Source organism: Massilia genomosp. 1 (genome assembly GCF_011682185.1).
GTDB classification, from domain to species: domain Bacteria; phylum Pseudomonadota; class Gammaproteobacteria; order Burkholderiales; family Burkholderiaceae_D; genus Telluria_A; species Telluria_A rubra.
Window position 1 is genome coordinate 18985 of sequence record NZ_WHJF01000089.1, and the last position, 11424, is coordinate 30408.

At 69.2% G+C, this 11424-nt stretch carries 6 protein-coding genes; 3 read left to right on the forward strand and 3 right to left on the reverse strand.

Translation table 11 applies throughout. From position 1 onward, the window contains the following. Positions 1–43 precede the first annotated feature (43 nt). Both pbpC and F1735_RS25480 read right to left on the reverse strand, forming a co-directional pair. Complete coding sequence (pbpC, locus tag F1735_RS25475) at positions 44–2143, reverse strand: penicillin-binding protein 1C (RefSeq protein ID WP_167239536.1); 2100 nt, start codon at positions 2141–2143, stop codon at positions 44–46. After that, complete coding sequence (locus F1735_RS25480) at positions 2143–7758, reverse strand: alpha-2-macroglobulin family protein (RefSeq protein WP_167239537.1); 5616 nt, start codon at positions 7756–7758, stop codon at positions 2143–2145. Before F1735_RS25480 ends, pbpC begins: the two co-directional genes overlap by 1 nt. A 238-nt stretch (positions 7759–7996) precedes the next feature. On the opposite strand from F1735_RS25480, the gene F1735_RS25485 reads away from it, so the two are divergent. The 3 genes from F1735_RS25485 (at position 7997) to F1735_RS25495 (ending at position 11205) form a co-directional block, all read left to right on the forward strand. Further along, positions 7997–9403, forward strand: a complete 1407-nt coding sequence (locus F1735_RS25485; RefSeq protein ID WP_167239538.1) for an L-cystine transporter — start codon at positions 7997–7999, stop codon at positions 9401–9403. Between the two features lie 94 nt (positions 9404–9497). After that, the gene (locus tag F1735_RS25490; protein ID WP_167239539.1) at positions 9498–10262 is read left to right on the forward strand and encodes a histidine phosphatase family protein; all 765 of its coding nucleotides are present in this window, start codon (positions 9498–9500) and stop codon (positions 10260–10262) included. 13 nt (positions 10263–10275) lie between these two features. Next, the gene (locus tag F1735_RS25495; RefSeq protein ID WP_229505958.1) at positions 10276–11205 is read left to right on the forward strand and encodes an NAD(P)H-hydrate dehydratase; all 930 of its coding nucleotides are present in this window, start codon (positions 10276–10278) and stop codon (positions 11203–11205) included. Positions 11206–11324: 119 nt separating this feature from the next. Here F1735_RS25495 and F1735_RS25500 read toward each other — a convergent pair. Continuing rightward, the coding region (locus F1735_RS25500; protein WP_187364331.1) for a transposase at positions 11325–11424 on the reverse strand (100 nt) is incomplete at its 5' end.

Here is an 11424-nt window from a genome sequence, read left to right on the forward strand (position 1 = left end):
TGCAATGACCGTGGTTCAATCACAACAATTACCCGCCAGCCGCTCACGGCCGTGACGATGTTGCCGCCGCGCCGCGCACGCTGAAGCGGGTCGCCGCGACCACCTTGTCGCCGGCGTCGACCAGCGCCAGTTCGTGCTCGCCGGCGACCGGTTGCCAGGCGTGGCTGGCCGCGCCCGCGCCCAGCGCCACCCCGTCGAGGCGCCACGAAAGACCCTGCGCGCCCTGGGCGCGGAACACCACCCGCTCGCGACCGGCCGGAATATCCGGGTCGAGCGCGATCACGCCGCCCTGGCCCGGATACAGGATGGCCGCGCGGCGCTTCTCCGTGCCCAGCAAGGTCACCTGCGCGCTCTCGGTGCCGCGCACGAACCATTCGCGGCGCGGCGCTTCCAGGGCCGGCTGGTAGCTGACCGTTTGCTGCACCAGCCCTGGCGGCGCGGCCGGGGCACGGCTGGGCAGCGCGCGGTGCAGGCGCTCCATCACGTCGCGCCAGACCGGCGCGGCGCCGGTCACGCCCGATACATCCCACATCGGACTGCCGTCGAAATTGCCGACCCAGACCGCCACCGTGTATTTGGCGGAGTAGCCGACGCACCAGTTGTCGCGCATGTCCTTGCTGGTGCCGGTCTTGACCGCGCTCCAGAACGCGGTGGCCAGTTCGTTGCGCAGTCCGAAGGTGAGGCTGCGCGCGGCCCGGTCCGACAAGATGTCGCCGACGATGAAGGCCGTCTTCGCATCGAGCACGCGGGTTTTTGCCTGCGCGGCGCGCGGCTGCAAGGTCACGCTGCCGTGCAGGCCGCCGTTGGCGAGCGTGCGGTAGGCGTTGGCCAGCGCCAGCAGCGAGACGTCGCCCGAGCCGAGCGCCAGCGAATAGCCGTAAAACGCGGCCGGCTCGGACAGGCTGTCCAAGCCGAGCGCGCGCAGGCGCGCATGAAAGCGCTCCAGGCCGGTCAACTGCAGCGTGCGCACCGCCGGCACGTTGAGCGAACTGGCCAGGCTGGTGCGGGTACTGACCCAGCCCTTGAACTGGCGGTCGTAATTCTGCGGCACGTAAGGACCGGCGGCGGTGGCGATCTCCAACGGCGAATCGTCCTGCGGCGAGGCGGCCGTGATCCAGCCGCGCTCCAGCGCCAGCTGGTACAGGAACGGTTTCAGGGTGGAGCCGGCCTGGCGCAGCGCCAGCACGCCATCGACCTCGCTGGCGCCGCCGTTGGCGACGTAGGCGACGATCTCGCCGCTGTCGTTATCGATGGCCACCAGCGCGCCCTGGGTCACGTTGCGCTCGCGCAGGGCGGCCAGGTGGGCGCGCAAGGTGTCGACGGCGTCGCGCTGGATGCCGGCGTCGAGCGTGCTGCGCACCTGGCGCGCGGCGCCCTTGAGCAAACGCTGGGCCACGTGCGGCGCCTGCGTCGGCGCGGCGGCGGCGGCCGGACGGCTCAAGGCGGCCGCCACGTCCCACTCGATGCCGGCGCACCTGGCCGCCGGGTTGATCTCCCTGGCCAGTGCGCAGGCGCGCTGCGCCACCACGCGCGGCGCCGCCGAGGGCGCGCGCAGCAGGCTGGCCAGGATCGCCGCTTCGGCCTGGTTCAATCCCGACGGCGCCTTGCCGAACAGGCCCTGCGAGGCCGCGCCGATGCCTTGCAGTTCGCCGCGAAACGGCACCAGGTTCAGGTAAGCCTCCATGATCTGGGCCTTGCTCCAGCCGGCTTCGAGCTCGCGCGCGGCGCTGGCCTGGTCCCATTTCTGGCCCCAGCTGCGCCCGCCCGCGCCGGCGCGCAGGCGCTCGTCGACCAGCGCCGCGAGCTGCATGGTGATGGTCGAGGCGCCGCGCGCGCGGGTGCGCAGCAGGTTGTCCCAGGCGGCCTTGCCGAGCGCGCCCAGGTCCACGCCGTCGTGCTGCATGAAGCGCCGGTCTTCGGCCTGCACCAGCGCCAGGCGCATCGCCGGCGATATGTCGGCCAGCCCCACCCATTGGGCGCGCCGCACCGCCATGTCGATCCGCAGCGCGTCGATCGGCACGCCGTGGCGGTCGAGCAGTTGCGCGTCCGACGCGCGGTAAGCCGCCCTGACCTGCTCGGGCGTGGGCACGGCGTGCGCCGGCGCGGCCAACGCCAGCGCCAGCGCTGCGGCAAGGCGGCGCATCAGCGCCCCACTTCCAGCGCCGCATTCGGCAGCTCGCCCGACAACTCGGGGCTGTACAGCGCTTCGACGCGGGTTGGCGGCAGGTTGAAGCGGCCCTGGTTATTCAGGCGCACGCTGTAGTCGATGCGCCATGTGCCTTTGGGGACGAAGTCGTAATACGCGCGGAAGGCCTCGAAGGTGCGTTCCTCGAATAGCGGCCGCAAGCCGCCGCCCTGCCCGTCGGCGCCGGGCAAGCTGAGGGCGTCGCGCCCGAAGCCGTTGCCGAGCAAGGTGGCGCCGGCCGGAATCGGGTCGTCCAGCGCGACCCACGTCATGTCGGTTTGCGCTTCCAGGTCGAGCCGCACGCGATACGTATCGCCGCGCGACCAGGCGCCCTTGACCTTTTGCTCGATCGGCGTGATGGTCTTGACGATCTTGTAGCCGTTCGAGAGCGGCGCCTTGAGTTCGAGCGCGGCCAGGCTTTGCACGATGGCCCACGGCTTGCCGCCGCCGTGGTGCGAGAGGACCAGGTCTTGCTGGCCCGCGCCCCACGGATGGTTGATCACCGAGACGCCGCGCGCATTCCAGTTCGCTTCCTTGACCGTGTTGCCGAGACCGGCGCTGCTGCTGCCGGTGACCGCCTCGCGTTCGAACTTGCGCGAGAATTTGTCCAGCGCCAGCACGCCCCAGGCGTTGGCCAGGGTCGAGCCCCAGCGCCCTTTTTGCTGGCGTCCCAGGGCGCCGCGCGCCAGCCGTCCCATGTCTTCCTGCCAGGCGGCGTCGTCGATCACGGCCAGCAGCAGGCGGTTGGCGTTGGTGTCGGGCGAGGCCATGAGCCACCACCAGTTGTCGTTCGCTTCGGTGGAAAAGGACAGGCCCGCGCCCTGCAGGTTCAGGCGCGCGCGCAGCACTTGCCGCACCTGCGCCAGTTGGGTGTCGCGCTGCGCCAGCGCCGGGCAGCGTTGCAGGATCAGGTACCAGTCGATGACGGCCGATGTGGGCCACAGGTTCGGTTCGATCGTGAACGATTCGAGCAGTTCCGGCGCCACCGGGCGCGTGCGCGAGAGCGCTTCCAGCGCGGCGATCTTGCGCACCGCCGTGTCGACCCGGGCCACGCGCGCCGGGCGCGTGAGCTTGCCTTCGACGAACTGGCGCAAGCCGCCCTCCATGCGCTCTTTGAGTGCCGGGGCGAGCGGGAAGCCGGCTTCGGCGCTGACCGACAGCAGGTAGGCGGTCAGGCTGTCGCTGCCCTGGACCTGGGTCGGATAGTACTTGAGCAAGCCATCGGCGTCGACCTGCGCCGGCAGCGATGCCGCCAGCTTGTCCCACAGGGCCGCGTCGCGCAGGGCCACGGCGCGCGAGGCATCCTGCTCGACGCCGCGGTACTGGTAGGCGCTCATGTAATCGCGCACGCCGGGCAGGCTTTCGCCAAGGCGGGCGACCAGGGTGGCGCGCACCCCGCCCTGCCCGGCCAGGGCGCCGGCCGGGGCCTGCACCTTGATCGTTTGCGGCTGCTCGATGCGCACCAGGGTCGACTGCACGGTACGCACCGGGACCGCCGCCAGCACCTTCTGGCTAATGCGCAGCTTGTCGCTGGCGCCGGCGCTGCGCGCGTCGATGGTCCATGCGAGCGCGCTGGCGCCGGCCGGCACCTGCACATCCCAGCCGGCTTCCTGCGCTTGCCCCGGCGCCAGGGCCAGGCTCTGGCGCGCCAGCACCCTGGGCGCGCCGCCGTCGGCCGCCACGCTGGCGCCGAAATCGACCGTCAGCGCGGCGTCGGTGGTGTTTCGCAAGGTGAAGCCGGCGCGCAGGCGGTCGCCTTCGCGCACCAGCGCGGGCAAGCCCGGCAGCACGATCAGGTCCTGGCTGCTGCGGATTTCGGTTTCGCCGGTGCCGAACATGCCGCTGCCGCCGCTGGCCACGGCCACGATGCGAAACGAGGTGAGCGTGTCGTTGAGCGCAACCGGCACGCGCGCTTCGCCTTTGGCGTCGAGCACGATGCGGGCCTTCCAGAACAGCAGCGTGTCGAACAGTTCGCGGCTGCCCTGGCCACCGCCGCCGCCGTGCGGCGCGGCCTTGCGCCCGAAGTGGCGCTTGCCGATCACCTGCATCTGCGCGGTCGCGGTGTTTACCTGCAGCGCGCGCTCCTGCATCATCGCGCTCAACAGGCGCCAGCTCCGGTTCGGCATCAGTTCCAACAGGCCGGCGTCGACCGCCGCCAGCGCCACTTCGGTGCCGGCCGGTGCGGGCGAGCCGTCGGCGCGCGTGACTTTCACGCTCACGCTGGCGTTCTCGCGCACCTTGTAATCCTGTTTGTCGGTGCTGACCTTGACGTTGAGTTCGTGTACGCTCCAGCCTACCTGCACCGGCGCGATGCCCAGTTTGTAGGAAGGTTTGCCCAGGTCGACCATGGCGGTCGGCTGCACCCCGGCCACGCGCCCGCGCACCACCAGCGCCGACACAAACGCGTTGGGCGCGTATTTGCCGAGCATGGGGATGGTGAAGGTCGGCTCCTTGCCGTCCAAGCGGCGCACATAGGTGTCGAGGATGCCTTCGCGTTCGACCGTGATCAGCGCGGTGGCGTCGCGGAACGGGCTGCGCACCTGGAAGGTGGCGTCCTGGCCCGGCTCGTAGCGCTTGGCCGAGGGCAGCAGGTCGATGCGGTCGTTGTCGCCGGCCTGGAACCACCAGTCGCCGGCGCCGGCCACCCAGATGTCGCGCTGGGTGACGGCGACGCGCCGCTGGGCGTCGACGGCGCGCGCGCGCAGGATCAGGTTGCCGTCGGCCGGGGTCCTGAGCTCGCAGCGCAGCAAGCCCTTGGCGTCGCTGCGGCCCTGGCAGGCGGTGCCCACGCGCTTGACTTCGCTGCTGTTTTCATATGCGTAAAAGCCGCCGATCAGGCGCCGCCGGTGCGTGTAGCTGGTGCGCTGGAACAGGTCGACATCGACCGCCACATCGGGCGCCGGCTTGCCGCCCACGCCCAGCACCACCACCTCGATGCTGGCGCGCTCGTTGGCGCCGACCGAGTCCTCGGCCTTGATGCCGACCACGTACGACGATGGCCACAGGGCGATGCGGGTCGAACTCGACAGCGTTTCGCCGTTGGCGTCCTGGTACGACAGTTCGGCCACCAGGTCGCGCGCCCGTTCGCTGGTCGGCAACTGGTCGAGATGCACGCGCGCGCCGCCGGCCTTGTCGAGCACCAGCGCGCGGGTGCGCACGTCGCTCACGGCCGGGGCGTTGTCGTCATCCTCGCTGTACTCGTCGTCGAAGCGCGCGTCGTTCTGCACGCCTTCGCGCACGTCGCCCGCGCCCAGGGTGTAGTGCTCGTAGCCGGGAAAGTACAACACCTTTTCTTCGGTCAGGGTGCGCAGCTTGACCGGCGCCTTGCCGGCCACGCCGCCGGCCAGGTAGCCGAGCTGCAGGTCCAGGTCGAACGCGGTGGCGCCGACCAGCGGCGCGGACGGGCCGTTCAGCAGCGCCTTCATGGTCGGTACGCGGAACTGCTCGACCCGGAAGGTGCCGGAAAACTGGCCCACGATCCTGACGCTGTACTCGCCAAGCTTGGCGCCGGCGGGAATGAGCCAGTCGTTTTCGGCGCTGCCGCTGGCGTTCCAGCGCAAGGGCAACTCGTAGGACGTGCCGCTGGCCTGGTGCAACACGGTGATGGTGCTGGCCCTGGCCTCGGCGCCGGTGCTGTCGAACTCGAGGCCGCGGCTGCCGCTGCGGCGCAGGAAGTGCTTCATATGCACCGTTTCACCGACGCGCAGCAAGGTGCGGTCGAACACGGTGGCAACGATGCTGGTGTTTGCGCCGGGACTGAACGGCAGGTGGAAGCGCCACGGTTCGATCCCGTTGTCCCAGTCCGACAAGGTGAAGGTGTAATCGCCCCCGCTGCGGGCGCTGACGAACATGCTGCCGGGCCCCTGGCGGCAGTCGCCGCGCGCCAGCGCCTTGTCGATGCGGGCCACGCCGGCGCCGTCGGTCGCGCCCTGCCACAGCAGCTTGCCGGCGCAGTCGCGCACCGCCACCGCCGCCCTGGGCACGGGACGGCCCTTGTCGAGCGAGGTGACCCACACCAGCGAAGAATCGGCGCCATGCTTGAAATGGGCCGCCATGTTGGTCACCAGCGCGGCAGCGCTGACGTAGGCCTTTTGTTTTTTGTCGAACAGGGCCACGCCCAGTTTGGGGCTGTCGAATTCGACCACGTAGAAGCCGGCCTTGGGCAGCGGGATGCCGATCACTTCGAACGGGCGTCCGGCAGCCGGCGCGGGCAAGGTAAACGGGTCCGGCTTGCCGCTCTTGAGGCCGGCGAAGACCGATTTTTGATGCTCCTTGCCGGCGTCGCCGTTCAGGCGCTTGAGCCAGTCCATGACGTCGAGGTCCTGGCGTTCGCCCTGCACGTCCACGCGCAGCATGGCGCCGGCGCTGCGCAGCTTGCCCGACAGCGTCGTTTCCACATTGCGCACCGTGACCGGCAACAGGCGCTCGGTATGCGCTTCGATGATGCCGAATCTGGCCGGGAACTTGATCAGCGGCGGCAGCACATCCATCTTGATCGTCATCGGGAATTCGTGCTGGTTGACCAGCGCCCGCCCATCTTCGTTCTTGAGCCCGGGCGGCAGCGCCAGCTTCAGGACGCTCTTTTCGGGGAAGGGCCCGTTGAAGTAGAGATTGCTCACCGGGGCCGCGCGCGCGCCGCCGCTGTCACGGTAGGGTGCATACAGCTTGCCGCCGGCGTCGGTGAGGGTGATTTTTTCGGCCTGCTCGTGCGGGACCGGGGCGTTGAAGGACAGGCGCAGCGGCCGCAGCGGCACGCACGGGCCGCCGGCGGTCAGGTAGTCGCAGCTGAAGCTGGCGGAAAAATCGGCCCCGGTGGCAAACGCCAGCGCCTGGTCGGCGCCAGTGGCCACGCCCCCCATGCCTTCGATGCCGGCGCCCCACACCAGCGAGACGGCCGCGCCGGGCGGCAGCTTGCGCTGGCACTGCAGCAGCGCCAGCGGGAGGTCGTCCTTGCCCTTGGGCTGGGCGCCGCCACGCTTGACGTACTCCTTGAGGTAACGCTCGACGTAGCCCTGGCGCGCGGCCAGCACCTGCTCGCGTTCGGCCCCGGCCAGCACCCGCACGCCGATGCGCTCATTGATGCCTTCCGCCGCGCACCAGGCCTTGGCGGCGATGCTGGCCGCACGCGCCGGGGCGTCGAGCCCGAGGATGAACACCTGTTGCTCGTCGACGTTGTCGCCATTGCGCGGGGCGCTCTCGCGCACGCTCGGGCCGCCCGTATCGAACGCGAAGCGCGCCGTGCCGGCCAGCGGCTGGGCGGCCAGGTCGCGCAGGTCGGGCTTGAGGGTAAAGCTGCAGCGCACGCCGGGCGCCACGTCGCGCGCAAAATCATAGGTCCAGATGCGGGCGTCGAGCCAGCGCCCGCTGCCGTCCTGCGCGCAATCGATGCTGAACGGCTCGGCCATGCGGGCGTCGCCGAAGGCCACCATCGGGGCTGAAAAACGCGCCGTGACCTGGCGCACGGCCTTGACCGTGCCGGTGGGCGTGAAGGCCTCGACCGTGGTCTGGGCCTGCGCCGCCAGCGCCAGGCAAGCCAGGGGGAGCAGACTCAAGAATTTGAACGGGGCGCGCATGGGTTCTCCAGGTAGGACGGTGTTCCAGCTTCGGCTCGCGCGGGGCGGCGGGCTTGGCGGGAATCAAGGCAAGGCGGCGAGTGTTGCAAACATCCCGGATGCTGTCAATAACATTGATGTTTTGCTACGACCGCTCGCGGACGGGCCTGTGTGCAGTGCGGCAGGTTTATGGTTAGAATGGTCCGTTCTATTGCCGCCGCACAGCCCCCTGCGCGCAGCGCCCACTCAAGAGGCCCGCATGACCCTGAATTTCCCCGTGATCCTGAACCTTGCCGTCGCCCTGGGCGTGTGCTTTCTCCTCTATAAGATGCAACAGGCGCATGCCTCGTTCACCAAGCGCGTGTTTACCGGCCTGGGCGTGGGCGTGCTGCTGGGCGCGGCGCTCCAGCTGCTGTACGGCGCGTCCTCGCCCGTCATCACCGACACCAATGCCTACCTCGACATCGTCGGCACCGGTTACGTCAAGCTCTTGCAAATGATCGTGATGCCGCTGATTATGGTGTCGATCATTGCCGCCATCCTCAAGTTGCGCGACGCGTCCTCGCTGGGCAAGATCAGCGCGCTGACCATCGGCATCTTGATGGCCACCACCATGGTCGCGGCCGGGATCGGCATCCTGATGGCCAAGCTGTTCGGCCTGTCCGCCGTGGGGCTGACCGCGACCGCCGCCGAAGTGGCGCGCGGCGACTATTTGAAAGGACACCTGAACACGGCGCAGGCGATTTCGCTGCCTGGCATGATCATCAGCTTCATTCCGGCCAACCCTTTTCTGGACATGACCGGCGCGCGCAAGACCTCGGCCATCGCGGTAGTGCTGTTTTCGATTTTCGTCGGCATCTCGGCGACCGGCATCGCCGCCAGGCAGCCCGAGATTTTCGACGCCTTCGAGCGCTTCATCAAGGTCGCGCACGCGATCATCATGCGCATGGTAACCCTGGTGCTGCGCCTGACCCCGTTCGGCGTGTTCGCGCTGATGACCCAGGTGGTGGCCGGCTCCAACCTGGAGAGCATCGTCAAGCTGCTCAGTTTTGTCACCGCCTCGTACAGCGCCCTGCTGCTGATGTTCTGCGTGCATTTGCTGCTGATCAGCGCAGCGGGCCTGAACGCGGCGCGCTACGTGAAGAAGATTTTCCCGGTGCTCGCCTTTGCCTTCACCTCGCGCACCAGCGCCGGCTCGATCCCGATGTCGGTGCAGACCCAGACCAGCCGCCTCGGCACGCCGGAAGGCATCGCCAACTTTGCCGCCTCGTTCGGCTCGACCATCGGCCAGAACGGCTGCGCCGGCATCTATCCGGCCATGCTGGCGGTGATGATCGCGCCGACCGTCGGCATCGACCCGATGACGCTCTCGTTCATCGCGCCGCTGATCGCGATCATCACGGTCGGCTCGGTCGGGGTGGCCGGCGTGGGCGGCGGCGCCACTTTCGCGGCCCTGATCGTGCTCTCGGCGATGGACTTGCCGGTGGCGCTGGCGGGTTTGCTCATTTCGATCGAGCCCTTGATCGACATGGGCCGCACCGCGCTCAACGTGAGCGGCTCGATTACGGCCGGCACCGTCACCAGCCGCGTGCTCCGCCAGACCGACATGGCGGTATTTAACAGCGACGCCGCCGTGAACCTCGATGCCGACGAGAAAGCTGCGTAGAAAAAAACACCACAACGACTTGTATCGTGCGCTGAGCTACCGTTGAATCCGTCTATGATGACGTGGTGTCAACATGTCAATGGCAGGCGAAACGATGGAACAAAAGTGGCCCCAACAGATCTGGCTGGTCAGGCACGGACAAAGCGCCGGTAACGTGGCGCGCGACGCCGCCGAGGCGGCGGCCGGCTTGCATATCGACATCGCCGAGCGCGATGTGGACGTGCCGCTCTCCGCGCTGGGCGCCGACCAGGCGCGCGCGCTGGCGAGCTGGTTCGCGGCCATGCCGGAACACGAGCGCCCGACCGTGGTGCTGCACTCGCCCTACCTGCGCGCGGCCGAGACCGCCCGCATCATCATGCAACAGCTCGGCCCCGACAGCCTGATGGCGGTCCACGTGGACGAGCGCCTGCGCGAAAAGGAATTCGGCATCCTCGACCGCCTGACCGTGCTCGGCATCGAGCATCAATATCCGGAGCTGTACGAACAGCGCCAGCACGTGGGCAAGTTCTACTTCCGCCCGCCCGGCGGCGAGAGCTGGTGCGACGTCATCTTGCGCCTGCGCAGCATCATCGACACCATCACCCGCGAGTTCTGCAAGGAGCGCGTGCTGATCGTCGGCCACCAGGTCACGGTCAACTGCTTCCGCTACCTGTTCGAACGGCTCGACGAAGCCGCGATCCTGGCCTTCGACCGCGCCGCCGACGTGCCGAACTGCTCGGTGACCTCGTACAGCTTCCATCCGCACGAAGGCAAGCACGGCAAGCTCGGCTTGCAACTGACTAACTTTGTCGCTCCCCTGGAAGCGGCAGGCACGCCGGTCACGGTCCAAAAAGATGTGCCCGCTGCTCCGAAAGCGTAGGCGCGCCGGTCCCATGGACATGCCGCTCGCCAGCACCCACATGATCACCATCGACAGCGCCGCCCTGCGCGCCTGGCCGCTGCCGATGCCGCCGGCCGAAGGCGACAAGGAGCGGCGCGGCCACGTGCTCATCGTGGGCGGCTCGTGCGAAATGCCGGGCGCCGTGATCCTGGCGGCCACGGCGGCCTTGCGCGCCGGCGCCGGCAAGCTGACCATCGCCACCGGCGCCAGCGTGGCCCAACTGGTGGCGCTGGCCATGCCGGAAGCGCGCGTGATCGGCCTGCGCGAGACGGTCGAAGGCGGCTTCGCGCGCGACGCGCTGGACGTGCTCGACCCGCTGGCCGACAAGATCGACGCGGTGCTGATCGGCCCCGGCATGCAGGATGTAGCGGCCACGGCGGCGCTGGTGCGCGCCTTGCTGCCGCGCCTGGCCGGCACCAGCGTGGTGCTCGACGCCAACGCCATGGGCATCGTCACCAACCCCGACCAGGACGACGATGACGGGCCGCCGTTCCGCTTCGCCGAAACGGTGATCCTGACCCCGCACGCGGGCGAAATGGCGCAGCTCTCCGGGCGTGCGAAAGAAGCGATCGTGGCCGACCCGGACGGCGCGGCGCGCGCGGCGGCGCAGGCGTGGAACGCGGTGGTGGCGCTGAAAGGGGCGCGCACCGTGATCAGCGCGCCCGAGGGCGGGCCGTGGCAGCACGAAGGCGGCAATGTCGGGCTGGCCATTTCGGGCTCGGGCGACACCCTGGCCGGCATCATCGCCGGGCTGGCGGCGCGCGGCGCAAGCCTGGCGCAAGCGAGCTGCTGGGGCGTGGCCCTGCATGCCAGGGCCGGCGAACAACTGGCCTTGCGCTTCGGCGTGCTGGGCTACCTGGCGCGCGAAATTCCGGCCGAAATTCCAGCCTTGATGGAGCAGGCCGCGCGCGCGTCGTCGTAACGGGATGTCCTGACGCAGCGGGTGCGGCCGGTAGCAAAGTTTGATCGGTTGCGCGGCAAACCTCGCCCTTCAGGGCGGGGTCAAGAGCGCGAACGGCGCAGCCGTCCGGTTTGGTGCGTCTAGTGCGGCGTCTGCTGCTGTTCGATGTACTGCCGGATAACGGCGATAGGCGCACCGCCGCAGCTACCGGCAAAGTAGGAAGGCGACCATAGCGCGCCG

Excerpts from the sequence above, each read along its gene's own strand:
- F1735_RS25495 (WP_229505958.1), top strand. The coding sequence starts at position 10,276 with ATGGACATGCCGCTCGCCAGCACCCACATGATCACCATCGACAGCGCC.
- F1735_RS25480 (WP_167239537.1), bottom strand. The coding sequence starts at position 7,758 with ATGCGCGCCCCGTTCAAATTCTTGAGTCTGCTCCCCCTGGCTTGCCTG.
- pbpC (WP_167239536.1), bottom strand. The coding sequence starts at position 2,143 with ATGCGCCGCCTTGCCGCAGCGCTGGCGCTGGCGTTGGCCGCGCCGGCG.
- F1735_RS25485 (WP_167239538.1), top strand. The coding sequence starts at position 7,997 with ATGACCCTGAATTTCCCCGTGATCCTGAACCTTGCCGTCGCCCTGGGC.
- F1735_RS25490 (WP_167239539.1), top strand. The coding sequence starts at position 9,498 with ATGGAACAAAAGTGGCCCCAACAGATCTGGCTGGTCAGGCACGGACAA.